Consider the following 21,202-nt stretch of genomic DNA (forward strand, 5'->3'; position numbering starts at 1 on the left):
TATGACCGAGACGTGGCACGAAGAACTGCGGGCTAAGGGGTACAGGGTCACGCCGCAGCGCCAGCTCGTTCTGGAGGCGGTGAGCGCCCTCGGTCATGCGACCCCAGAGGACATCTGTAGCAAGGTCCAGCAGACCGCTCGGGGTGTGAACATCTCCACGGTCTACCGGACGCTCGAACTCCTCGAAGAGCTCGGCCTGGTCACGCACACCCACCTGAGCCACGGCGCGCCCACCTACCACCTGGCCGCCGACGCCGACCACGTGCACCTGGTCTGCCGGGGCTGCGGCGAAATCGTCGAAGCGCCTCCTGGCCTGGTTCAGGGCATGGTGGACGGTCTGCGCACCGAACTCGGCTTCGACACCGACGTCCACCACCTCACAATCTTCGGCCGCTGCCGCGACTGCCGCTGAGATTGGCCGATGCTCGGCCCACGACGCGCCCAAACCGCCGACTTCGAACAGGCTCTAAGCGCGCTTGGGCCAGATGAGGCCCTGGTCGGTCCAGATGACACCCTTGTTGTGGCAGAGGCAGAAGGGGTGGCCGACGGGGTCGGTGTAGACGCGCCAGCCATAGCCGTCGGAGCCGATGGAGTCCTGCTGCAGGGACGCCCCGAGGGCCAGGACGCGGCTCTGTTCGGCCTCGATGTCGTCGACCTCGAAGTCGAGGTGGAATTGCTTGGGGTGCTCGCTGTCGGGCCACTGCGGGGCGTGGTAGTCCTCCACCGGGTTGAAGGCCAGCTCGATCTCGCCGAACTGGATACCGGCCCAGTTCTCGTGGCTGCCCTCCTTGACCGGGCGACCCGTCACCTCGGAGTAGAAGGCCGCCAGTTTCATCGCGTCCGGGCAGTCGATGATGAAGTCGGTGAGTCGCAGCATCCCGGAATCTTGTCACAAGATCAAATAAGCCGGGACGTTGAGACAGGCCCTGGGCCGATCCGTAACCCGTGCCTTTCCTGGTCACTACGGCCACTTCAGTCTTGTGTCTTTCCGTATCACTACGGCCGCTTCGCGGCCCGCGCTCCTCAGTCGAGACACAGGCGGCGGTCGAGCCGTAATTGGCTGCCCTTGGGCGCGGCCGGATGCTCTGTGGACATAGCCTTGGAGGTATGCGCAGCCCGTTGCTGAACACTCCCGGAGCCGTCCCCGCCCTTGCCCCTGACGACTCGGTGGCCGCCCACTACGGCGACCCATACGCGGAACAACGCGCTCTCCTCCAGGGCACGGCACTGGTTGACCGCAGCAACCGCGATGTCCTGCGTGTCTCGGGCGTCGATCGGCTGTCGTGGCTCAACGACCTGAGCTCCCAGAAGGTCGACACCCTTGCGCCCGGCACGGACACGCAGACCCTGATCCTCGACCCCCAAGGCCGAGTTGAACACCACCTGACGCTGGTTGACGACGGCGATGCCACCTGGATCCACGTTGAACCGGGCACCGGCACCGAACTGGCGACTTATCTCGAAAAAATGCGCTTCATGCTGCGGGTCGAGATCACTGACCTGACCGCCGAATACGCGGTCGTCTCCACCGCACCGACGGCAGCGCCTTCCGCGCTATCAGCGGCTGGGCCTTCTGCGGGGCCCGCGGCGGTGCCCTCCGCGGTGCCCACGGCTGGGTCCTCCGCAGGCACGAACGCGGTTTCGGACGCTTCCCCTGGTGTGATCGCTCTCCGCGCTCTCGCCGAGAACACCCCCGGCGCGGTTGTCGTCGGCACCGACCTCCTCGTTCCCCGCCCTGCCCTCACCACCGTGATCACCCACCCCGCCGGCCTCTGGGCCTACGACGCCCTTCGCATCGAAGCCCACCGCCCCCGCCTGGGCTTCGATACCGACCACAAGACCATTCCCCACGAGGTCGGCTGGATCGATTCCGCCGTCCACCTCACCAAGGGCTGCTACCGAGGCCAGGAAACCGTCGCCCGCGTCCACAACCTCGGCCACCCGCCCCGTCGCCTCGTCTTCCTCCACCTGGACGGCAGCGTCGACACCCTCCCCCCACACGGCACCCCCGTCACCCTCGGCGTCAGCACCCCCGCCGAAGGCGACCCCACCGCCTCCATCGAAGGCGCGACCGAAGGCACCGCCACCCCTGGCCAGATCGGCTTCATCGGCTCCTCAGCCCGCCACCACGAACTAGGGCCCATCGCCCTGGCCGTCGTGAAACGAACCGTCCCGGTAGACATCCCCCTGCTCGCTGGAAACGTCGCCGCCACCCAAGAGGTAATCGTCCCTCCCGACGCGGGCCGTAACGTGACCATCGACCCCGCCCTACGCCGCCGCCTCCGCTAGAGACGGCAAAGCCTGAACCTCATAGCGGAACGTAGTTCATCATGAGCGGATGGTGTAGCTGAGACACCCCGAAATCGGGAGGTAGCGTCCGTAGGCGTACTACCTTTCAGGGGGAAAGATGAGCGTTCACACCGAGCAGCACCGCACGCACGCAGCCCATGATCACGCACACGGAGTGGGTTGCGGCCACGTCGCCGTCCCGCATGGCGACCATGTCGACTACGTTCACGACGGGCACCTCCACCGCACGCACGAGGATCATGTCGATGAGTGCTCCTTGGCCACTCATGTCGTGCATGAGGGCCACGTCCACCAGCATCGGGAGGGTTGCGGTCACGTCGCCGTCCCGCATGATGACCACGTCGACTACGTTCACGACGGACACCGTCACGCCTCGCACGACGGACACTGGGACGATCACTGAGAATCCCGTGGATGACCGACCGCTAGGGCCATGGTCGTCAGATAGGCGGCGATGGTCGTAGAACGCCACTGGTCCGCAGCGGCCGTACGTCCGATGGACGCTGCCGTCCGCCCAGCCGCTGCGACCGCTTCCGCCGACGGATCGGGTGTTCCCGAGGCGCCGAGCAGGGTGTGCCCCGGCTGGGTCAGCGCGCTCCGGATCAGCGCTAGACGTCGATTACCAGGGTGATCGGGCCGTCGTTTACGAGGGAGACCTTCATGTCGGCGCCGAATTTGCCGGTTTCCACGTGGGCACCGAGGGTGCGGAGGGTGGTGATGACGGTTTCGACCAGGGGTTCGGCGGTGGGGCCGGGGGCGGCGGCCTGCCAGGTGGGGCGGCGGCCTTTGCTGGTGTCGGCGTAGAGGGTGAACTGGCTGATGACGAGGAGGGGGGCGCCGGTGTCGGAGCAGGACTTCTCGCCGTCGAGGATGCGCAGGTGCCAGAGTTTGGTGGCGAGTTTGGCGGCCTGAGCGGGGGTGTCGGTGTGGGTGACGCCGACCAGGACGAGGAGGCCGGGTTCGTGGATGGCTCCGATGGTGGTGCCGTCCACGGTTACCGAGGCTGAGCTGACTCGTTGGATCACCGCGCGCATGGGGTGGATTCTGTCATGAGGCCACGAGGTTCGTAGACTCGCGGGCATGTCCGAATTGATCGTCGAGGTGGTCCGTTCCGGGTTCGTCGAGTCGACGCACCGGGCCCGGATGATCGCCGTGAATGGCGATGGCAATCCCGTCCGGGTGCACGGTGAAGTGCAGACCCCGGCCTCCCCTCGTTCCTCTATGAAACCCCTCCAGGCGCTCGGCATGCTCACCGCCGGTCTCGCCCTGGATCACGAACTGCTCGCGCTGGCCTGCGGCAGCCACGCCGGCGAGCCCTTCCACGTCGAGGGCGTGCGAGCCATCCTGGCGGGCGCGGGCCTGGACGAGAGCGTCCTGCGCTGCCCCGAGGACTTCCCCCACGACCGGTCGGTTCAGCAGCGCGCCCGCGTCTACATGAACTGCTCCGGCAAACACGCCGCCATGCTCGCGACCTGCGCGGCAAACGACTGGCCGCTGGACGACTACCGCGACCCGTCCCATCCGCTCCAGAAGACGATCCGCTCCACGGTGGAGGAGTTCACCTCGGAGCGGGTGCTCGCCACCGGCGTGGACGGCTGCGGCGCGCCGCTGTTCTTCTGCTCGATGACCGGCCTGGTACGGGCATTCCGCCGCATCGTCCAAGCCACCCCCGGCAGCCTGGAACGCCGGGTCGCGGACGCGATGCGCGCCCACCCGGAGTTCACCAGCGGCACTCATTACCCGGAGGCGAAGCTGATGCGCGCGATCCCCGGCCTGATGCTCAAGGCCGGCGCCGAGGCGTTCGACGCGTTCGCGCACGACGACGGCCGGGCCGCGGTGATCAAGATCGTGGACGGGAGCCAGCGGGCCCGGGTGCCGGTCACGATCGCCGCGCTGCGCGCCCTCGGATTCGACGCGCCGGTGCTGGACGAGCTGGCCGTCCCGGTGCTCGGCGGCGGGCGGCCGGTGGGGGAGATCCGCGTTAGAACGTCCTGAACTGGCGGGAAGAGGAGATCGCTCCGGAGGTGGTCATCGTGAAGGTGCGCATCGAGTCGGCGAACTTGGACAGGTCCCATTCGGCGGGGCCGTGGTACCAGTACAGGTTGTCGCCCTCGCCCTTGATCGAGGCCACCACCCGGGCCCAGCGATCCACGCTGTCGAAGATCACCGCGTACGGCAGGTAGCGCGAGAACAGCTCGGCCCGCTGCCCGGCCGGAATATCGCTGATATCGCCTGCGGCAAGGTATTCCCGGAAGCCCAGCGTGTGCGCCAGCGCCGTGGCCCCGCTGGCGGTCTTCGCCGGCATGAACTGCCCGCCCACGGTGACCGCCGCCCCCAAAATGATCATCGCAAGCCCCACCAGCCCGTACGTCGTGAACATCGCCAGCGCCACCGTCCCCGCCACCCCGAGCACGGTCACGACGATCCCGAGAACCGTCCACAGCGACCGCACCGAATCGGGTCGCCGAGTGAACCACCCCTGCTTGACGACATCACGGTAGAGCGCATCCCGTACCCGCCCAAGACCGGTCGTGAACCCCCCGTGCAGCTGCGACAGCAGCACTTCATCCCGCAAATCGAAGATCGAGTCATACAGCGCCCGCTCGTACGGCAGCAGGCTCGCGACCGGCGCCTTCGGCAGTTTCACCAGCAGCCAGTCCGGCGCGTCATACGTCTCCCGGGGCTGCTCATCGATCCGCATATATCCCCGCACCGCCAGATCCACGATCGTCGCGGTCACATCGATCACGTCGGCCTGCTCGTCGATGAGCGTCCCGATCTGCCCGGGACGCACCCCGTCCGGCGGCGCGAACTGCCCGTTCTCATGCCCCCCGCGCACCCCGGACTCGGCCCCGATCACCCGCGCGTCCCGCCCCCGCGTCCAGTAGACCAGCCAGAACCCCCCGAGCAGCAGCACCAGCAGCAACGCCAGCGACCCCCCGGTGATCGCGTTCACCGTGAACGCGGCACCCAGGCTGAACCGATGCTCCAGCGTCGGCGCGGCCCCGGTGGTCCCGGCCGGATACCCGACCACGACGGTCAGCACCTGCCCGGCCGCGAGCCCTTGCTGCTCGAATTCGGCGGTCTCTCCGGTCTCGTCCATAGCGGCGGTCGTGCACCCGAGCGCGGCCCCCACATCCCCGGCGAAACACGCCAGATTCTGCACCTGCCCCGGCCCGACCACCTTCACCGTGACCTGCTCCAACGGCCCGGAAGCCGCGAACCACCGCAACTCCTCGCCGCCCGCGATGGGCGACACCGCGCCGATCACGTCGTACTCCACGGTCCCGCTGGCCGAGATCGTCAGCTCGGCCCCATCGAAGGTGGCACCCTTCACGTTGGCGATCCGGTAGACGCGATCGTTGGCGTCATCGTGGCGGGTCCTGAGCACCGGAGTCCTGGTCACCGGCCCGCCGCTGAGGACGATCTCCTCCTTGACGTGCAGCACGCCGTCCTTGCGCAGCTCCATGGTGAGCGCGCTCTGATCGGCGTACGCGGGGGAGGCGAAGACGAGGAGCGTCACCACAGCGGCGACCATCGGCCCGAGCCGACGAACGAGACTCACCATGAGCCGCCACGATAGCGGTCCGACTTGTCCTGTGCGCCCCGGAGTACGCTGGTGCGATGGTCCAGCCCACCCCGGCGAACACGCGCCTCTACCGGCACGGAAAGCTCGTCGCCGAAGGCTTTCCCATCGCCGAGGTCTCCGATCACCTGGACGAGGACGACGCGGTCATCTGGTTCGACCTGTGCAGCCCGTCCGAGGAGGAGCTGGCCATCATCAGCGAGGAGCTCGGCCTGCACGAGCTCGCGATCCGGAGCGTGCTCACCCCCAACCAGCGCCCCAAACTGGACATGTTCGATTCGCACATGTTCCTCAACGTCTACACCGCCCACTTCGACGGCGACACCGGCCTGCTCGACCTGACCGAGGCCTCGGCCTTCATCACCGCCAACGCCCTGGTCACCGTCCGCACTTCGGACCGTTTCGACCTCCAGGAGATCATCAACCGCTGGGATTCCTCCTCCGGCTTGGCCGAGCACGGCGTCGCGTTCCTGCTGCACGGCGTGCTCGATTACGTGGTGGACACCCATTTCGAGGTCGTCCAGGCCATGGACGAGCAGATCGAAGTCCTGGAGGACCGCCTGTTCGACGAGCAGATCCCGGACCGCGACCAGCAGCGCCGCACCTTCGGACTCCGGCAGAGCCTGGTCACCTTCCGCCGCGTGGTCTCCCCGATGCGGGACATCGTCAACGCCCTGTTCCGCCGCAACGACGTGATCAGGGACAGCTCCATCACCCCTTATTTCCAGGACGTGTACGACCACGTGCTCCGCGCCGCCGAATGGACGGACTCGCTCCGCGACCTGGTGGGCAACATTCGCGAAGCACACATGACCATGCAGAGCAACCGGATGAATCTGATCATGAAGCGGGTGACCAGCTGGGCCGCCATCATCGCGGTCCCGACGGCGATCACCGGCTTCTACGGCCAGAACGTGCCCTACCCCGGATCCGAGCAGATGTGGGGATTCTGGACGTCCACCGCGATCTGGGCGATCGCCGCCCTGGTCCTCTACTTCCAGTTCCACAAACGTGACTGGCTGTAATCGATAGACTTCCGGCCTGCGCTTGGAGACCGGAGGTGGCATGCGCGCGCCGTTGCTGGTGTCAGGGTTGTCGATCTGCGGGCTGCTCGCCGGATGCGCGAGCGCCGCAGGAGAGGCCGGCAGCACTCCGTCGCCGCTCGTTCCGCTCCGGGCCCCCGTGGTGATGTTCATCGGCGACAGTTTCGCCGTGGGCTCGGGCCCGGTGCCCGCCTGGGAGAGCTACGCGGCGGAGACGGCCCGCCTGCTCGGCTGGCAGCTGATCACCGCCGGCGGCCGGGGCACCGGATTCGTCGCGACGGGTAAGGTCCACCGCACCTTCAGCCAGTCGTTCACGCGAGAGCTGTCCTGGCGGCCCGAGCCCGACCTGGTCGTGCTCGCGGGCGGCCACAACGACCACAAGGCGGCCAAGGAAGTCCAGCGCGCCGCGGTCAAGCTGGTCGGCCGGGTCAAACAACGCTGGCCGAGGGCCAAGGTGGTGCTGGTCGGCCCGATCTGGGTGAAATCACCACCGAAGGCCGCGTACAAGATCAGGGACGCGGTCGCCAAAGCCGCCTGGCTCATCGGGGTGCCGTTCGCCGACCCGCTCCCGCAGAAGTGGCGCAAAGGCGACGCGCTGCCCGACGGCACCCACCCCACCCTGGCCGGTCACGACCGGCTGGCCCGCTGGCTGGTCGCCACCCTGCGATCGCGCGGCGTCGCCCCGGAAGAGGGAGGGCCGAGGCCGCTGAGCGGCCCCTACCAGGGGCCGTAGGGGCCCTGGTTGCTGCCGCCGCCGCGATACTCGTTGACGGCCGGCTTCACGTCGGCCAGGTAGATCCCGGAGGCGATGACCGAGGCGATGGTGAAGATGTTCAGCATCGCGAAGCCGACGCCCAGGTAACCGCTGGCCGAGGCCAGCGTGAAGATCGTGGCCAGGCCGGTGAAGACGAGCCAGAGGTTCTTGGACAGCTTGCCCGCGGCTGGAAACGCTTTGGCCGGTGTCTTGATCGCGTGGACCAGGGCCCACACGGACATGCCGAACGCCGCGATGGCGAGGCCCCAGAAGATGTAGTCCAGCAGGCCGTAGAGCATCGTCACTCCAGCGTGGTCTAGGACGGACGCCTCCAGCCTAATGCGTGCGCGGGAGCCGTACAGAAGCAGAAAGCGGCCCACGGTGAACGCGGGCCGCTTTCTGGTGGATCAGGCCTTGGTCTTGGCGCGCGGCGTGACCGGCTTCTTGGCCGGGGCACGGCGGGCGCCCGCGGACTCGGCGACCTCTTCCAGCTCGATTGCGGCGCCGCCGCTGACCTTGCGAACGACCTTGCGGCCGCGCTTGGCGAGGTCGTCGTAGAGCTCGTTCAGCCGCGAGCTGATCGTCTCCGCATACTCCCTGGTCTTGCCGGGGAGCTCGCGGGCGTAGCTCCCGGCCCGGTCCTGGACGCGCTCGGCGTATTTCTTCGCGTCGCCCTGGCGGTCCTGCAGCTTGGCCAGCTGCTCCGGCAGCTCGCGGATCTTCTCCATCGCGAAGTCGCCGGCGCCGGTGATGGCGTAGAACGGCTTCGACTCGGTGAGCTTCTTCACCTCGGTGGCGAGGGTCATGATTGGCGTTACCCTTCTGGTGTGGCGTGACCGTTTTGCGAGTTGACCGCCCCCAGAGGCTCAGCCGGTGTCGTCGGCTGGGCCTCGTCGGTTGATGCCGCACGGTTCTCGCGCCGGAACGATTCGTAGATGTCGATCAGCACTTGACGCTGCCTTCCGCTGATCGTCACATCGGCCCGGATCGCGCTCAGGACGTCGCTGTCCGGCTCGCGCTCCTCGATCAGACCGGCCTGCACGTAGAGCGCCTGAGCGGAGATCTGCAGACCTTTGGCGATCTGGTTGAGGATCTCCGCGCTGGGCTTGCGCACCCCGCGCTCCACTTGGCTCAGGTAGGGAAAGGACACCCCCGCCTGAGCGGCGAGCTGGCGCAGGGAGATCTTCGCCTGCTGCCGCTGCTCGCGGATGTACGAGCCGATCTTGGGCAGTTCCATACCCCCCAGTCTGCCAAATGGTGTATGCAATTGCAAACGGGGTGGATAACGGCGGCTAACTCAGTTGGGAAGCAACCAGAGCATAGGGGCGGACGCGGTAAGGATCACCGATCCGGCCACGATAGCGAACCGCACGTGGGCCGGGAGTTCGGCACGTGGCTTGACCAGGCGATTCACCCGCGCCATTACATTCTCACCCGTGGACGCGGGCAGGGCGCCATAGGGGGTGGCGAAAGCGGCCGCCGTACCGAACCGGAGCAGGGCGGTGGCCAGGCGCTTCGGCGAGCACTGGCGGCGGGCCCGGTCGTCGGCGGCCATCTCGATCAGCAGGGCCACCGAGGCATGCGCGTCGTGCACGGTCTTGGACCAGGGCAGCACCCAGCGCAGCGCCGCGAACGGCAGCAGCACCAGATCGTGCCGCTCCCGGACATGAGCGGTCTCATGCGCCAGTACGGCCGTCAGCTCGTCGGGGCTGAGCAGGCGGAGCGTGCCCGCGCTGACCACCACCTGGGAACGCAGCCCGGGCAGGCAGTAGGCCGCGGCCCCCGGGTGATCGACGACCCGGACGCCCGGCACCCGGGGCTCGTCCCGCGCGATCAGTGCCAGCAGCAGCCGATGCCGCCGCCGCGCGCTCAACGTCTGCGCCCCCGCGGCCACCAGGACCATCGACAACACCGAGAACAGCGCCAGACCGGCCATCAGCGCCCCGATCCGCAGGAAGTCATGCGGTTCCCGCAAATGCAGCCCGATGTACGCCAGGCCGTGCACGACCCCGCGCCCGAACGGCTCCAGCGCGTACGCCAGCAGGGCGCCCGTGCTGGCCAGGCCCCACGTCACGCCGAGGGACTGCCATAGCAGGATGGCCGCGCGCGGGGCGCGCCAGGTCCAGCGGGCCGCGGTGAGCCGCCAGGCGCCGAGGGCACAGACAGTGGCAAGCGCCGCGAGGGTCGCCGCCGCGATCATTACTCCTCCAGTTCGGTGAGCGCGCGGCGAAGGATCTCGGCTTCCGAGCCGGACACCGCCTGGGCGAAGCGTTGCAGGGCGGCGCTGCGGTCGCCGGTCATCTCCAGGGCTTCGAGCATGAGCTCGGCCACATACGCATCACGGCTGGCGGCGGGTTCGTAGCGCCAGGCGCGGCCGTCGCGGACACGGGTGAGGAAACCCTTGCGGGTGAGCCGGTCCAGGACCGTCATGACCGTGGTGGGGGCCAGGTCGCGGTCCGCGATCAACCGGCCGACCTCGCGCGCGGTCATCGGACCGCGCTCCGCCCAGAGGATGTCCATGATGCTGCGTTCAAGCTCGCCAAGACCCTTCACGACATCAGCCTACCTGGCGTAGTACTACGTCTTGTAGAGAGGTACCCGCCCCCGACGCCAGGCCAGCAGTTCAGCTTAGGCCACGGCTGACCAAGGGAGGGTAAGTTCGCCCAGCCGCCATCGGGTTGGTCCGCCGAAGGGGGGTGTGGTGTGGACCGGCCAGGTTTGGGAGAGCAGGTGGGCGGTGCGGATCCAGCGCTGGCGGGTGCCGTACGCGGCGAAGGGGGCGCAGGTCGCCCAGGCGCGATCCCAATCGGCGAAGAGACGATTTATCGGGTGGCCGGGGATATTTCGGTGGATGAGGGTTTTTGGGAGGCGGGGGGCGAGGTCGGAGGGGCGGTCGAGGCCACTGAACCGCGCGGCGAAGGTGATGATTTTTGGTGATTTTTCGTCCAATGTTGCCCAGACTGCGCGGTGGCCGGCTTCGGAGCAGGTGCCTTCGACGAGGATGCCCCTGGGGTGGAGGCTCTGGCGCAACATTTCCCAGTATCGCCAGGCCTCGGGCTCGCCGTACTGGCGCAGGACGTTGAAGGCCCGCACCAGCATCGGCGGGCGGGTGACGGGCAGTTCGAAACCGCCTCTGATAAAGGTCAGTCCTGGCCGTTCGAAGGGCTTCGCGGCGGCGACCCGGGCCGGGTCGATCTCCACGCCGACCACTTGAACGTCTCGGGCGACACGTCTCAGCCTGGTGAAAAGTTCATATGTCGTGATGTGGGAGGCGCCGTAGCCGAGGTCCACCACCAGTGGTTCCGCCACCGAGCGCAACAATCCGCCATATCCGGCGGCGATCCAGCGGTCGGCGCGGCGCAGCCGGTTGTGGCCGGTGGTGCCGCGGGTGATCTCCCCGACCGGCCGCCTCACACCCGATGGACCTTGTGCTGCGCCGCCTGCGCCCGCGGCCGGATGACCAGCCGATCGATGTTCACATGCGCCGGCCGCGTCACCGCGAACGCGATCACGTCCGCCACGTCATCGGCGGTCAGCGGATCCGGCACGCCTTCATACACTTTCGCCGCCGCGCTCCCATCCCCCCGGAACCGGGTCAGCGAGAACTCCTCCGTCCGCACCATCCCGGGCGCGATCTCGATGATCCGCACCGGCTCGCCGCACAGTTCCAGCCGCAACGTCTCGGTCATGGACGTCTGCGCGTGCTTGGCGGCGCAGTAACCCCCGCCCCCCTCGTACGAGACGAGCCCCGCCACCGACGTCAACATCAGCAGCACCCCGTCCCCCGATTCGATGAGCTTGGGGAGCAACGCCCGGGTCATCCGGAGCGAGCCGAGCACGTTCACCTCGTACATGCTCTGCCAGTCCTCGACCCGCCCGGCCGACACCGGCTCAAGCCCGACCGCGCCACCCGCGTTGTTGATCAGCACGTCACAGCGGTCGAGCGAGGCGGCCAGCGCGTCCACGGACTCCGCCGACGTCACATCCAGCGTGGCTGGGCGGATCGACGGCACCTCGGCCGCCAGCCGGTCCAGCCGGTCCCGCCGCCGGGCCGCCGCGACCACGTCATACCCCTCGGCCGCGAGCCGCCGCGCGGTGGCCTCGCCGATCCCGCTGCTCGCCCCTGTCACCACTGCTGTCCTCGCCATGGGGGTCATCTTAGGGGTGGGAATCTGTCGTAGTTATTCGTGGTTAATACCCGCTTGGAGGTGGTGTGGGTGACGCTCGGACGGCGACGACTGAACCGGGTCGCGACGATCAGCATGCATACGTCCCCGTTGGACCAGCCGGGCACCGGCGACGCGGGCGGCATGAACGTCTACATCGTGGAGGTGGCCAAACGACTGGCCGAGCTCGGGGTCGAGGTGGAGATCTTCACCAGGCAGACCGCGCGCGATCTGCCTCCCGTGGCGGAGATCGTTCCGGGCGTGTCGGTGCGGCACGTGACCGCGGGGCCGTACGAGGAACTTGACCGGGGCGACCTCCCCGGCCAGATGTGCGCCTTTCTGTCGGGCGTGCTGCGCACGGAGGCCATGTACGACCCCGGCAGGTATGACGTCATCCACTCGCATTACTGGCTTTCCGGGCAGGTCGGCTGGCTGGCCAAGGAACGCTGGGGACTGCCGCTGATCCACACCATGCACACCATGGCCAAGGTCAAGAACCTGCTGCTGGCCGAGGGCGACCGGCCGGAACCCCCCGTCCGGGTGATGGGCGAGGAGCAGGTCGTGGACATCGCCGACCGCCTGGTCGCCAACACCGTGGCCGAAGCCGACGAGCTCATCTCGCTCTATTCCGCACCGCCGGAGAAGGTCTCGGTGGTCAATCCCGGCGTGAACCTGACCGTTTTCCAACCGGCCTCCCAAGGCGCGGCCCGGCACCGGCTCGGCCTTCCCCAGCACGCGGTCGTCCTGCTCTTCGTCGGCCGGATCCAGCCCCTCAAAGCCCCCGACATCCTGCTCAAAGCCGCGGCCCGGATGATCGCCGCCGACCCCTCGCTCCGCGACCGCCTCGTCATCGCCTGCGTCGGCGGCCCCAGCGGCAACGGCCTCGCCCGTCCTTCCCTGCTCACCGACCTCGCGCACGAACTCGGCATCTCCGACGTGGTACGGCTCGCGCCCCCCGCGCCCCAACACGAGCTGGCCGACTGGTACCGCGCCGCCGACCTGACCGTCGTGCCCTCCCACAACGAATCCTTCGGCCTCGTCGCCCTGGAGTCCCAGGCTTGCGGCACGCCCGTCGTCGCCGCCTCCGTCGGCGGTCTCAGAACCGCCGTCAAGGACGGGGTCTCGGGCGTGCTCGTCGACGGCCACGACCCCCAGAACTGGGCGAACGCCCTTTCCGGCCTGATCAGGCAGCCCGCCTGGCGGGACTTACTGGCCGCCGGGGCACCCCGGCACGCGACCGCTTTCGGGTGGTCCGCCACCGCCGCGCGGCTGGTGGAGGTGTATACCGGAGCTATGGCCAAGCTGCATCGTGTGCCCGTGGCGGTCAACCTGTGATCGCCGCGGTCGAGGAGGCTTTGAAGGCCGGGGATCTGCCGTACGAGCAGCCCCGGCCGGGCGCTTTCCTCGTCAAACTGCCCGGCCAGCACAAGCTCGCCACCATGACCTGGCTGATCGTCGGCGACCAGGCGCTGCACGTGGAGGCGTTCTTCTGCCGCCGCCCCGACGAGAACCACGCCGACTTCTACCGCTGGCTCCTCACCAAGAACGGCTCGATGTACGGCGTGCACTTCGCCCTCGACCCGATCGGGGACGTCTACCTGGTGGGCCGCATCCCGCTGCAGGCCATCTCCGAAGAGGAGATCGACCGCATCCTCGGCTGCGTCCTGACGTATGCCGACGAGTGGTTCGATCGCGCGCTGGAGCTGGGATTCGCGTCGTCGATCCGGCGCGAGTGGGAGTGGCGTCTCAAACGCGGCGAATCCACGGCGAACCTCGCCGCGTTCGCGCGTTTCGCGGATCCCGGGCGGGAATCCGCGTAGCCGTGCGTGATTTCGCATAGCGTTCGCCAGCGGTTCGCGGACCGGGCGGAAGTCGGCGGAGCCGTACCCCGTTAGGATTGCGGCCATGGCGACTTTGGTGCTGCTGCGGCACGGCGAGAGCGAATGGAACATCAAGGGCCTGTTCACCGGGTGGGTGGACGTCACCCTCTCGGCGACCGGCGAGGCCGAGGCCCGACGCGGCGGGCACCTGCTCATCGAGGCCGGAGTGCGCCCCGACGTGGTGCACACCTCCCTGCTGACCCGGGCGATTCGCACCGCCAACCTCACCCTCGAAGCGGCCGACCTGCTCTGGCTGCCGGTCCAGCGGTCCTGGCGGCTGAACGAGCGCCACTACGGCGCGTTGCAGGGCAAGGACAAGGCGCAGACGCGGGCCGAGTTCGGCGACGAGCAGTTCATGTTGTGGCGTCGTTCCTACGACACCCCGCCGCCGCCCATCGCGGACGACGACGAGTTCTCCCAGGCGGGCGACGCGCGTTACGGGCTGCTTCCGCCGGAGCTGCTGCCCCGGACCGAGTGCCTGAAGGACGTCGTCGACCGCATGTTGCCGTACTGGTATGACCAGATCGTCCCCGACCTGGCCGCGGGCAAGACCGTCCTCGTGGTCGCCCACGGCAACTCGCTCCGCGCCCTGGTCAAGCACCTGGACGGCATCAGCGACGCCGACATCGCCGCGCTGAACATCCCCACCGGCATCCCACTCCGCTACGAGCTGGACGCCGACTACAAGCCGATCAGCTCCGGCTACCTGGACCCCGAAGCCGCCAAGGCCGCCATCGAAGCCGTGGCAAACCAGGGCAAATAAGGGTTTACACGTAACCCCCCGGCCCCCCGAGGACCGGGGGGTTACGCGTGTTCGGGTCAGGCCTCCTGGCGGGAACCGGTCACCAGATAGACGACATCGTGGGCGACGCGGACCGCGTGGTCGGCGTAGCGCTCGTAGTAGCGGCCCGCGAGGGTGATGTCGATGGCGGCCTCGATGCCGTACTTCCAGTCAGGGGAGAGCAGGATCCGGAAGAGGCGGCGGTGGAGTTTGTCCATCGCGTCGTCGTCGGACTCCAGTTCCTTGGAGAGCTCGACATCCCTGGTGGCGATGCAGGTGCCGGTCTTGGTGATCAAGCGCTCGGCGATCTGGCCCATTTCGAGGATGATGTCGCGCAGTGACGCGGGGATCGCCGACTCGGGGTGGCGCAGTCTGGCGATCTTGGCGATGTGTTCGGCCAGATCGCCCATGCGCTCCAGGTCCGCGGCCATCCGCAAGGCGCTGATCACGGTGCGCAGGTCGACCGCGACCGGCTGCTGGGTGGCCATGACCTCGTAGATGGAGGTCTCCACCTCCGCGTACAGCCGGTTGACCTCCTCGTCCTGGGAGATGACGCTCTCCGCCAGGTGCAGGTCGGAGTCGAGCAGCGCAGTGGTCGCCCGCGACATGGCCGACCGGACCAGGCGGGTCATTTCGACCAGTCGGTCGGTGAGGGTATCCAGCTCTTCGTGATAAGCGTCGCGCATGCCGTTACCGTATGCGCGCGACTATGAACGAACCTCGACCGGCGAGTGAACTCTTCCGGAAAGGCCATGGTCATGCCCTATCAGGCAGTCGGGCGCACGGAGATTCCCACCTAGCATCTAAGTCGTGAACGAGTTGCTGGCGAGTTTCGCGGCGATGGGTGGCTTCCTGGTGGGCACCCTCGTCATGATGGCGATCCGGCGGCAGTCGGAGCCGGTGCGGGAACCGGAACCCGTCGATGACAGCCTGGCCCCCGGGGTGGCGTCGGTGCTGGCCGTGCTGCCGTCCTCGGCGGTGGTGCTCGACCGGGAGGACCGCGTGTTGCGGGCCAGCTCGGCCGCGAGGGCGTACGGGCTGGTGCGGGCGGATGCCCTGATGGCGGCGGAGCTGCTCGCGCTGGCGCGCAAGGTGCGGCGGGACGGCGAGATCAGGGAAGGCGAGATCGAGGTGCCGGGCCGCAAGTTCGGCCAGGAGTCCACCACGTTCGCGGTCCGGGTGGCACCGCTCGGCTCCACCGGCCAGGTGCTGGTCCTCGCCGAGGACCAGACCGAGCGGCTCAGGGTCGAGGCGGTTCGGCGGGATTTCGTGGCCAATGTCAGCCACGAGCTGAAGACGCCCGTCGGCGCGCTCAGCTTGCTGGCCGAGACCATCCAGGACGCTGCCGACGACCCCGAGGCGGTCACTCGGTTCGCGGGCCGCATGCAGCATGAGGCGGCCCGGCTCACCTACCTGGTGCAGGATCTGATCACTTTGTCCAGGATTCAGGGGGCCGAGGCGATTCCGACCCCCGGGCCCGTGCCGGTGGACGAAGCCGTGCACGAGGCCATCGACCGGTGCAACACCAAGGCGGCGTCCAAGGACATCACCCTGGTCGCCGGGGGCACCGAAGGTTTAAACGTCTGGGGCGACGACGAGCTCCTCGTCACCGCGCTGCGCAATCTGATCGACAACGCGGTGGCGTACAGTCCCGAGCACACCAGGGTCGTGGTGAGCGCGCGCCCGGCCGGGGAAGCGGTCGAGGTCAGCGTCAGCGATCAGGGGATCGGCATCCCCGAAGGCGCGCAGGAGCGCATCTTCGAACGATTCTTCCGGGTCGACGCGGCCCGGTCGAGGGCGACGGGCGGCACCGGACTCGGGCTCGCCATCGTCAAACACGTCGCCGTCGCGCATGGCGGCGAGGTCACGGTGTGGAGCAAAGAAGGCTCCGGATCGACCTTCACCCTCCGTCTCCCCGCCTTCGGCGGCGTGGCGGTGGCGGTACCACGCACCACGTCAACCCCCCTGGAGGCGGCCACATGACCCGGGTACTCGTCGTGGAGGACGAGGAGTCGTTCTCCGACGCCCTGTCCTACATGCTTCGCAAGGAAGGCTTCGAGGTTGCCGTCGCGGCCACCGGGCCCGAGGCGCTGGAGACCTTCGACCGTAACGGCGCCGACCTGGTGCTGCTTGATCTGATGTTGCCCGGGCTGCCTGGCACGGAGGTGTGCCGCTCGCTGCGGCAGCGCTCCAAGGTTCCTGTGATCATGCTGACCGCGAAGGACAGTGAGATCGACAAGGTGGTCGGGCTGGAGCTGGGCGCCGACGACTATGTCACCAAGCCGTTCTCGTCGCGGGAGCTGGTGGCCCGGATTCGGGCTGTGCTGCGCCGGCAGGGGGATGTCGAGGAGCTGGAGTCCGCGATTCTCGCGGCGGGGCCGGTGCGGATGGACGTGGATCGGCACATCGTCGCGGTGCGCGGGCAGCAGGTTCAGCTGCCGCTCAAGGAGTTCGAACTGCTGGAAGTACTGCTCCGCAACGCCGGCCGTGTCCTCACCCGGGGCCAGCTGATCGACCGGGTCTGGGGCGCCGACTATGTGGGTGACACGAAAACCCTCGACGTCCACGTCAAGCGACTCCGGGCCAAGGTCGAATCCGACCCTGCCAACCCGCGCTGCATCCTCACTGTTCGCGGGCTCGGCTACAAGTTCGATCCCGTCGTGGAGGACTGAGCCGGTCTCGCGCTAACGACCCCTGTTCCAGCACTGGAACAGGGGTCTTTGTTTATCTGCTGCCCGTGGGATTACGGGCACGGGGCGACCGTTCGCTTAGTGAGTCGATTCGCCCTATTTCTGGCATTGCCTCTGCTGATTGCCGGACGCAGTGCCACGGGGATGGCCGTGCGTTCGAGTCGAAGAACTTTCCGGGCACGGAGAAGTTGGCCTCCGGCGCTGCTCGCGGCAGCGCCGGATCCCGATGTCGTGTTTTAGTGGCCGGGCGTCGCGGCGGGGGAGGCGGAGGCGACGGGGCTGGGGGCGGGGAGGGCGCCGGGGACCGGGGGCAGCGTGGCGTATTCGCGGCTGCGGGTGATCACGGGGACGTCCATGGTGATGTCGCCCGCGGTCTGGAACTTCAGGGTGAGCCGCAGGGTCTCGCCGCCGCGCAGCGCGTTCTTGAGGCCTTCGACGGTGAGCTGCGGCGTCGGCTGGCCGGTGTTCACCAGCGTGTGCGGGGGCACCTGGACGGGCGCGGTGACCTTTACCGAGGTGGCCTGGTCGGGGAGGGGGGTCACGCTGACCAGGCTGTCGGGGGCCGGGTTCTCGTTGGTGAGGACCAGGTAGAGCGGAGCCGCGCCGCCGGAGGGGATCTGGCCGCCGGAGTCGGGGCCGAGGACGAACGCTTGGCTGACCCGCATGCCACGCTCGCCGTACACACTGTCGGTGATGAGGACCTGGGCGTCGGTCGGCGCGTAAGGCTGCATTGTGTTGGCCTTGTCGCCGGCGCCGCACGCGGCCAGAACAGGGGCGGCGGCGAGGAGCGCGGCAACGGCGATCACCCTGCGGCGGCTGGTGCTGGTCACGGCTCGGGTCTCCTTGTTACGCGGCTAGATAGAGCTGGGGATCACCCTATCGATGGGGGGCACCACTCCCCGCACCGGGCCGGTTTCCCCTGATTCGGCAGGTCATCCGGTATGTCGGAGTTGCTCATTCACAGAGTCGACTGCTTGTCAAGTCCCAAAATGAGGCTTTGACCTGCAGTTATGGTGATTTCACTGTTCCGGGAGGCTGTTGGCGCGTGGTACCCTGGAGTACAGCGGAAGGGGTACTTGTCACATGACTTTCCAGGTCGGCGACACGGTCGTCTACCCCCATCACGGGGCTGCTCGGATCGAAGCCATCACCACTCGGACCATAAAGGGTGAGGAAAAGACCTACCTGGTGCTCAAGGTCGACAAGGGCGACCTTACCGTCCAGGTGCCAGCGGAAAACGCCGAACTTGTCGGTGTGCGCGATGTTGTCGGCCAGGAAGGCCTTGAGCGCGTCTTCGACGTGCTCCGCATGCCGCACACCGAGGAACCAACCAACTGGTCCCGCCGCTACAAGGCCAACCTTGAGAAATTGGCGTCCGGTGACGTCAACAAGGTGGCCGAGGTCGTTCGTGACCTCTGGCGTCGTGACCGGGAGCGCGGTCTCTCGGCGGGTGAGAAGCGGATGCTCGCCAAGGCTCGGCAGATTCTGGTCAGTGAGCTCGCTCTGGCGGAAAAGACCAACGAGGACAAGGCAGAAGCACTGCTCGACGAGGTGCTGAACTCCTGAACACGTTTTTTCCAAGGGTGGGCGTCGGAGTCGACGTCCACCCTTTCGCTTCCGGCCGGGAGCTTCATCTGGCGGGCCTGCACTGGCCAGACCAAACGGGTCTGGCTGGGCACTCCGACGGTGACGTCGCCGCGCACGCCTGCTGCGACGCGTTACTTTCGGCCGCCGGTCTGGGCGACCTCGGCGGCCTGTTCGGCACCGCCGACCCGCGCTGGGCGGGCGCGTCCGGCACGACTCTGCTCACGGAAACCGCCAGACGGGTACGCGAGGCGGGCTTCGACATCGGCAACGTGGCTGTTCAGATCATTGGAAACCGGCCAAAGCTGGCGCCACGCCGTACCGAGGCGGAGAAGGTGTTGAGCGCGGCGATCGACGCGCCGGTGAGCGTGAGCGCGACCACCACCGACGGGTTGGGCCTCACCGGGCGCGGCGAAGGTGTCGCGGCGATGGCCACCGCGTTGGTCGTTGGCCCGTTCCAACGGGGTTCGAACACCTCGCCAACCTGATCGGCCGGCCGCGCGTCTCACATACAGGCGGCGGCAATCTGTGACCAGGCGCGGTAACAGATTGCCGCTGTGCTTATTTGGCGATCCTCCGGATCAGCGCGCTTGCAGTGGCATGGCCGATCTTTCGGATTGGCGGGCTTGGCCGCCTTCAGCCTTTGTCTTCTCTCGTCTCTCCGGCCGCTGCGCCACCTGCGTTCCTCAGTCCAGGCTGTGAAGACTGTCTTGGAGCAAGGGAGTCAGGCGGACTTGCCGGTCAGCAGGAATACGCTCGGGAAGCCGCGCTTCGGGTCGTGATGCCCGGGGAAGACCAGCCGGGCAGTCTCGACGATGTTCCGCTCACGGAGCATACCGGCGATCATGTCGGTGGACCATCGGTAGGCCAGCGAGACGGCATGGTCGTACGGCTCGGCCAGCTGCGACGGCTCTTCAGTCGCGGCGAAGGCAAGCAGGACATGCCCGCCGGGTGCGAGCACGCGGGTGAACTCGTCGAACAACTCGTGCACCCGCTCGGGCGGAGTGTGAATGATCGAGTAGTGGCTGAAGACGCCACCGACACTGCCGTCCGCCAGCTCCAGGGCGAACATCGAGCCGACCTCGAACCGGAGGTCTGGATGCTCCTGGCGGGCCTGTTCGATCATCCCCGGCGACAGGTCGATCCCGAACACGGGGAGTCCTCGCGCGTGGAGGTAGGCCGTGAAGTGTCCTGGCCCGCACCCGAGATCAGCGATCGGCCCGCCGCCCGCTGCCTTCACCAGGTCGGCGAAGGTGTCGATGAGTGCCCGGTCCAGCGGCTTGTCCGCCAGAGGATCGCGGAATAGCTCGTTGTACTCGGCCGCCCTCGAGTTGTAGGCGCTGCGGGTCGCTTCGAGAAAACCGGCGTCGGTCATAGTCGATCAAAGTAGCCGAACCGATCTCGCATCGTAATCCACAGGGGAAACCGTCGGCCATCGCGATCGGCGTGGGGAAGGGCGAGGGCCCGGGCCACCCGCTGAACGGTGACCGGCGCGGTGGACGGGCGCGCGGGCGGTCCTCCGCGGGCGGCCGGCTGGGCCAGGTCGGCTTGGGACAGATGCGAACGGAAGCTCTTGATCCGCACTCCGGCGACCAGCAGGTGAATGACGTCAAGGTCGGCCCAGAAGGTGACGGTGACCCCGGTCCGGGCCGAGCCAGAACTGACAGCCCGGCAGCTTCCGAGGGTGATATAAGTCCTTTTATGGTGACAACTATCCGTATGTTCTGATTACGGGTTGCGACGACGCTTGTGGGGTATTTCTTCCTTCAAGGGGGGAATATCATGATCGGATCCATCATCAGCGCCGTGATTATCGGGGCGATCATCGGGGGGTTGGCGCGGTTGATTCTGCCGGGGCGGCAGCACATCAGCTGGTCTCTCACGGTCATCGTCGGTATCGTCGCCGCCCTGATCGGGACGCTGATCGCGCACTGGCTTGGCTTCGCCAACACGCGCGGCATCGACTGGTGGGAGCACATCCTCCAACTCGTCCTCGCCATCATCGGCGTGGGGGCCGTCGCGTCCAGGCGACCGAGCAGCCAATGACACGAAATTTCGGGTGCTGAGGACTAATTTTCCAGCACGGGGTATTTGCCGTCCCTTGAGGGTGCAAGTGACACCCTCAAGCGGAGGTCGATATGTCCATCGAGACCATTCTCGGCGCCATCGTCATCGGTGCGGTCGTCGGCGCGCTCGGACGGCTGTTCCTGCCAGGTCGCCAGCCGATCGGCTGGATCCTGACCGTCGTCGTCGGCATCATCGCGGCCCTCATCGGTACGGCGATCGCCCAGGCCCTCGGCGTCGCCACCACCCCCGGCATCGACTGGATCGAAATCGTCATGCAGGTCGTGCTGGCGGTGGTCGGTGTGGGTGCCGTCGCCGCGCTGCGTGGCCGAACGCGCGTATAG

28 protein-coding genes are annotated in these 21,202 nt (G+C 67.7%); 14 read left to right on the forward strand and 14 right to left on the reverse strand.

Going from position 1 to position 21,202, the window contains the following annotated elements; translation table 11 throughout:
• The first annotated feature begins 1 nt into the window (after position 1).
• Entirely contained in the window at positions 2-412 is a 411-nt protein-coding gene (locus ABGB08_RS07205; RefSeq protein WP_155355564.1) for a Fur family transcriptional regulator, read from the forward strand.
• Positions 413-466: 54 nt separating this feature from the next.
• Here the strand turns inward: ABGB08_RS07205 and ABGB08_RS07210 are convergent, their stop codons facing one another.
• Positions 467-877, reverse strand: a complete 411-nt coding sequence (locus ABGB08_RS07210; RefSeq protein ID WP_155355563.1) for a VOC family protein — start codon at positions 875-877, stop codon at positions 467-469.
• Between the two features lie 230 nt (positions 878-1,107).
• On the opposite strand from ABGB08_RS07210, the gene ABGB08_RS07215 reads away from it, so the two are divergent.
• Positions 1,108-2,289, forward strand: a complete 1,182-nt coding sequence (locus ABGB08_RS07215) for a folate-binding protein (RefSeq protein WP_347587582.1) — start codon at positions 1,108-1,110, stop codon at positions 2,287-2,289.
• A 106-nt stretch (positions 2,290-2,395) separates the two neighbouring features.
• On the opposite strand, the gene ABGB08_RS07220 is transcribed toward ABGB08_RS07215, so the two are convergent.
• Together ABGB08_RS07220 and dtd are read right to left on the reverse strand one after the other, a co-directional pair.
• Positions 2,396-2,665 carry a hypothetical protein gene (locus ABGB08_RS07220; RefSeq protein ID WP_347587584.1) on the reverse strand — a complete coding sequence of 90 codons (270 nt, stop codon included), beginning with the start codon at positions 2,663-2,665 and terminating at the stop codon, positions 2,396-2,398.
• Between the two features lie 253 nt (positions 2,666-2,918).
• Positions 2,919-3,344 carry a D-aminoacyl-tRNA deacylase gene (dtd, locus tag ABGB08_RS07225; protein ID WP_347587586.1) on the reverse strand — a complete coding sequence of 142 codons (426 nt, stop codon included), beginning with the start codon at positions 3,342-3,344 and terminating at the stop codon, positions 2,919-2,921.
• A gap of 46 nt (positions 3,345-3,390) precedes the next feature.
• Between dtd and ABGB08_RS07230 the strand changes: the two genes are divergently transcribed.
• Positions 3,391-4,305: an asparaginase gene (locus ABGB08_RS07230; RefSeq protein ID WP_347587588.1), complete on the forward strand. Its 915-nt coding sequence runs from the start codon at positions 3,391-3,393 to the stop codon at positions 4,303-4,305.
• Here ABGB08_RS07230 and ABGB08_RS07235 read toward each other — a convergent pair.
• Positions 4,292-5,878: a DUF2207 domain-containing protein gene (locus ABGB08_RS07235; RefSeq protein ID WP_347587590.1), complete on the reverse strand. Its 1,587-nt coding sequence runs from the start codon at positions 5,876-5,878 to the stop codon at positions 4,292-4,294. The two genes, ABGB08_RS07230 and ABGB08_RS07235, sit on opposite strands and share 14 nt — an antisense overlap.
• 56 nt (positions 5,879-5,934) lie before the next feature.
• Between ABGB08_RS07235 and ABGB08_RS07240 the strand changes: the two genes are divergently transcribed.
• Positions 5,935-6,921 (forward strand): magnesium transporter CorA family protein, encoded by a 987-nt coding sequence (locus ABGB08_RS07240; protein ID WP_347587592.1) that lies wholly within the window; start codon positions 5,935-5,937, stop codon positions 6,919-6,921.
• Positions 6,922-6,961: 40 nt separating this feature from the next.
• Entirely contained in the window at positions 6,962-7,672 is a 711-nt protein-coding gene (locus tag ABGB08_RS07245; protein ID WP_347587594.1) for an SGNH/GDSL hydrolase family protein, read from the forward strand.
• On the opposite strand, the gene ABGB08_RS07250 is transcribed toward ABGB08_RS07245, so the two are convergent.
• From ABGB08_RS07250 to ABGB08_RS07280, 7 genes are all read right to left on the reverse strand, one after another.
• The gene (locus ABGB08_RS07250; RefSeq protein ID WP_347587673.1) at positions 7,657-7,992 is read right to left on the reverse strand and encodes a DUF2516 family protein; all 336 of its coding nucleotides are present in this window, start codon (positions 7,990-7,992) and stop codon (positions 7,657-7,659) included. The genes ABGB08_RS07245 and ABGB08_RS07250 overlap by 16 nt on opposite strands.
• 108 nt (positions 7,993-8,100) lie before the next feature.
• Positions 8,101-8,499, reverse strand: a complete 399-nt coding sequence (locus tag ABGB08_RS07255) for a hypothetical protein (RefSeq protein WP_347587596.1) — start codon at positions 8,497-8,499, stop codon at positions 8,101-8,103.
• 8 nt (positions 8,500-8,507) lie between these two features.
• Positions 8,508-8,930, reverse strand: coding sequence for a helix-turn-helix transcriptional regulator (locus ABGB08_RS07260; RefSeq protein ID WP_347587598.1), 423 nt, complete (start codon positions 8,928-8,930; stop codon positions 8,508-8,510).
• A gap of 60 nt (positions 8,931-8,990) precedes the next feature.
• Positions 8,991-9,893 (reverse strand): M56 family metallopeptidase, encoded by a 903-nt coding sequence (locus ABGB08_RS07265; protein WP_347587600.1) that lies wholly within the window; start codon positions 9,891-9,893, stop codon positions 8,991-8,993.
• Positions 9,893-10,246: a BlaI/MecI/CopY family transcriptional regulator gene (locus ABGB08_RS07270; protein ID WP_155355552.1), complete on the reverse strand. Its 354-nt coding sequence runs from the start codon at positions 10,244-10,246 to the stop codon at positions 9,893-9,895. The genes ABGB08_RS07265 and ABGB08_RS07270 overlap by 1 nt, the downstream gene beginning before the upstream one ends.
• Before the next feature lie 75 nt (positions 10,247-10,321).
• A complete protein-coding gene (locus tag ABGB08_RS07275; RefSeq protein WP_347587603.1) occupies positions 10,322-11,107 on the reverse strand; it encodes a class I SAM-dependent methyltransferase in 786 nt (261 codons plus the stop codon).
• Positions 11,104-11,841 carry an SDR family NAD(P)-dependent oxidoreductase gene (locus ABGB08_RS07280; RefSeq protein WP_347587605.1) on the reverse strand — a complete coding sequence of 246 codons (738 nt, stop codon included), beginning with the start codon at positions 11,839-11,841 and terminating at the stop codon, positions 11,104-11,106. The genes ABGB08_RS07275 and ABGB08_RS07280 overlap by 4 nt, the downstream gene beginning before the upstream one ends.
• Before the next feature lie 69 nt (positions 11,842-11,910).
• Here ABGB08_RS07280 and mshA point away from each other — a divergent pair, with 69 nt between their 5' ends.
• From mshA to ABGB08_RS07295, 3 genes are all read left to right on the forward strand, one after another.
• On the forward strand, positions 11,911-13,194 hold the full coding sequence (gene mshA, locus ABGB08_RS07285; RefSeq protein WP_347587607.1) for a D-inositol-3-phosphate glycosyltransferase: 1,284 nt from the start codon (positions 11,911-11,913) through the stop codon (positions 13,192-13,194).
• Complete coding sequence (locus ABGB08_RS07290) at positions 13,191-13,679, forward strand: YbjN domain-containing protein (protein WP_155355548.1); 489 nt, start codon at positions 13,191-13,193, stop codon at positions 13,677-13,679. Before mshA ends, ABGB08_RS07290 begins: the two co-directional genes overlap by 4 nt.
• An 85-nt stretch (positions 13,680-13,764) precedes the next feature.
• Positions 13,765-14,502, forward strand: coding sequence for a phosphoglyceromutase (locus tag ABGB08_RS07295; protein ID WP_347587609.1), 738 nt, complete (start codon positions 13,765-13,767; stop codon positions 14,500-14,502).
• Between the two features lie 56 nt (positions 14,503-14,558).
• On the opposite strand, the gene phoU is transcribed toward ABGB08_RS07295, so the two are convergent.
• Positions 14,559-15,206 (reverse strand): phosphate signaling complex protein PhoU, encoded by a 648-nt coding sequence (gene phoU / locus ABGB08_RS07300; RefSeq protein ID WP_347587611.1) that lies wholly within the window; start codon positions 15,204-15,206, stop codon positions 14,559-14,561.
• 184 nt (positions 15,207-15,390) lie between these two features.
• On the opposite strand from phoU, the gene ABGB08_RS07305 reads away from it, so the two are divergent.
• Positions 15,391-16,503 carry an ATP-binding protein gene (locus ABGB08_RS07305; protein ID WP_246268457.1) on the forward strand — a complete coding sequence of 371 codons (1,113 nt, stop codon included), beginning with the start codon at positions 15,391-15,393 and terminating at the stop codon, positions 16,501-16,503.
• Positions 16,500-17,192 (forward strand): response regulator transcription factor, encoded by a 693-nt coding sequence (locus ABGB08_RS07310; protein WP_155355545.1) that lies wholly within the window; start codon positions 16,500-16,502, stop codon positions 17,190-17,192. Before ABGB08_RS07305 ends, ABGB08_RS07310 begins: the two co-directional genes overlap by 4 nt.
• A 254-nt stretch (positions 17,193-17,446) precedes the next feature.
• On the opposite strand, the gene ABGB08_RS07315 is transcribed toward ABGB08_RS07310, so the two are convergent.
• Positions 17,447-18,040, reverse strand: a complete 594-nt coding sequence (locus tag ABGB08_RS07315; RefSeq protein ID WP_347587614.1) for a copper chaperone PCu(A)C — start codon at positions 18,038-18,040, stop codon at positions 17,447-17,449.
• 253 nt (positions 18,041-18,293) lie between these two features.
• Between ABGB08_RS07315 and ABGB08_RS07320 the strand changes: the two genes are divergently transcribed.
• Positions 18,294-18,776 (forward strand): CarD family transcriptional regulator, encoded by a 483-nt coding sequence (locus ABGB08_RS07320; protein ID WP_030451583.1) that lies wholly within the window; start codon positions 18,294-18,296, stop codon positions 18,774-18,776.
• Positions 18,777-18,793: 17 nt separating this feature from the next.
• Positions 18,794-19,282, forward strand: coding sequence for a 2-C-methyl-D-erythritol 2,4-cyclodiphosphate synthase (gene ispF, locus ABGB08_RS07325; protein ID WP_347587616.1), 489 nt, complete (start codon positions 18,794-18,796; stop codon positions 19,280-19,282).
• 236 nt (positions 19,283-19,518) lie between these two features.
• On the opposite strand, the gene ABGB08_RS07330 is transcribed toward ispF, so the two are convergent.
• Positions 19,519-20,169 carry a methyltransferase domain-containing protein gene (locus ABGB08_RS07330; RefSeq protein WP_347587618.1) on the reverse strand — a complete coding sequence of 217 codons (651 nt, stop codon included), beginning with the start codon at positions 20,167-20,169 and terminating at the stop codon, positions 19,519-19,521.
• A 407-nt stretch (positions 20,170-20,576) separates the two neighbouring features.
• On the opposite strand from ABGB08_RS07330, the gene ABGB08_RS07335 reads away from it, so the two are divergent.
• Positions 20,577-20,840 (forward strand): GlsB/YeaQ/YmgE family stress response membrane protein, encoded by a 264-nt coding sequence (locus ABGB08_RS07335; RefSeq protein ID WP_347587620.1) that lies wholly within the window; start codon positions 20,577-20,579, stop codon positions 20,838-20,840.
• A gap of 92 nt (positions 20,841-20,932) precedes the next feature.
• Entirely contained in the window at positions 20,933-21,202 is a 270-nt protein-coding gene (locus ABGB08_RS07340) for a GlsB/YeaQ/YmgE family stress response membrane protein (protein WP_347587622.1), read from the forward strand.

The organism is Acrocarpospora sp. B8E8, assembly GCF_039871605.1.
In the GTDB taxonomy this organism is placed as follows: domain Bacteria; phylum Actinomycetota; class Actinomycetes; order Streptosporangiales; family Streptosporangiaceae; genus Acrocarpospora; species Acrocarpospora macrocephala.

Bases quoted from the DNA above. Each gene is read 5' to 3' on its own strand.
- ABGB08_RS07205 (WP_155355564.1), top strand. From the start codon at position 2: ATGACCGAGACGTGGCACGAAGAACTGCGGGCTAAGGGGTACAGGGTC.
- ABGB08_RS07210 (WP_155355563.1), bottom strand. From the start codon at position 877: ATGCTGCGACTCACCGACTTCATCATCGACTGCCCGGACGCGATGAAA.
- ABGB08_RS07215 (WP_347587582.1), top strand. From the start codon at position 1,108: ATGCGCAGCCCGTTGCTGAACACTCCCGGAGCCGTCCCCGCCCTTGCC.
- dtd (WP_347587586.1), bottom strand. From the start codon at position 3,344: ATGCGCGCGGTGATCCAACGAGTCAGCTCAGCCTCGGTAACCGTGGAC.
- ABGB08_RS07230 (WP_347587588.1), top strand. From the start codon at position 3,391: ATGTCCGAATTGATCGTCGAGGTGGTCCGTTCCGGGTTCGTCGAGTCG.
- ABGB08_RS07235 (WP_347587590.1), bottom strand. From the start codon at position 5,878: ATGGTGAGTCTCGTTCGTCGGCTCGGGCCGATGGTCGCCGCTGTGGTG.
- ABGB08_RS07240 (WP_347587592.1), top strand. From the start codon at position 5,935: ATGGTCCAGCCCACCCCGGCGAACACGCGCCTCTACCGGCACGGAAAG.
- ABGB08_RS07245 (WP_347587594.1), top strand. From the start codon at position 6,962: ATGCGCGCGCCGTTGCTGGTGTCAGGGTTGTCGATCTGCGGGCTGCTC.
- ABGB08_RS07250 (WP_347587673.1), bottom strand. From the start codon at position 7,992: ATGCTCTACGGCCTGCTGGACTACATCTTCTGGGGCCTCGCCATCGCG.
- ABGB08_RS07255 (WP_347587596.1), bottom strand. From the start codon at position 8,499: ATGACCCTCGCCACCGAGGTGAAGAAGCTCACCGAGTCGAAGCCGTTC.
- ABGB08_RS07260 (WP_347587598.1), bottom strand. From the start codon at position 8,930: ATGGAACTGCCCAAGATCGGCTCGTACATCCGCGAGCAGCGGCAGCAG.
- ABGB08_RS07265 (WP_347587600.1), bottom strand. From the start codon at position 9,893: ATGATCGCGGCGGCGACCCTCGCGGCGCTTGCCACTGTCTGTGCCCTC.
- ABGB08_RS07280 (WP_347587605.1), bottom strand. From the start codon at position 11,841: ATGGCGAGGACAGCAGTGGTGACAGGGGCGAGCAGCGGGATCGGCGAG.
- ABGB08_RS07295 (WP_347587609.1), top strand. From the start codon at position 13,765: ATGGCGACTTTGGTGCTGCTGCGGCACGGCGAGAGCGAATGGAACATC.
- phoU (WP_347587611.1), bottom strand. From the start codon at position 15,206: ATGCGCGACGCTTATCACGAAGAGCTGGATACCCTCACCGACCGACTG.
- ABGB08_RS07305 (WP_246268457.1), top strand. From the start codon at position 15,391: ATGATGGCGATCCGGCGGCAGTCGGAGCCGGTGCGGGAACCGGAACCC.
- ABGB08_RS07310 (WP_155355545.1), top strand. From the start codon at position 16,500: ATGACCCGGGTACTCGTCGTGGAGGACGAGGAGTCGTTCTCCGACGCC.
- ABGB08_RS07320 (WP_030451583.1), top strand. From the start codon at position 18,294: ATGACTTTCCAGGTCGGCGACACGGTCGTCTACCCCCATCACGGGGCT.
- ABGB08_RS07330 (WP_347587618.1), bottom strand. From the start codon at position 20,169: ATGACCGACGCCGGTTTTCTCGAAGCGACCCGCAGCGCCTACAACTCG.
- ABGB08_RS07335 (WP_347587620.1), top strand. From the start codon at position 20,577: ATGATCGGATCCATCATCAGCGCCGTGATTATCGGGGCGATCATCGGG.
- ABGB08_RS07340 (WP_347587622.1), top strand. From the start codon at position 20,933: ATGTCCATCGAGACCATTCTCGGCGCCATCGTCATCGGTGCGGTCGTC.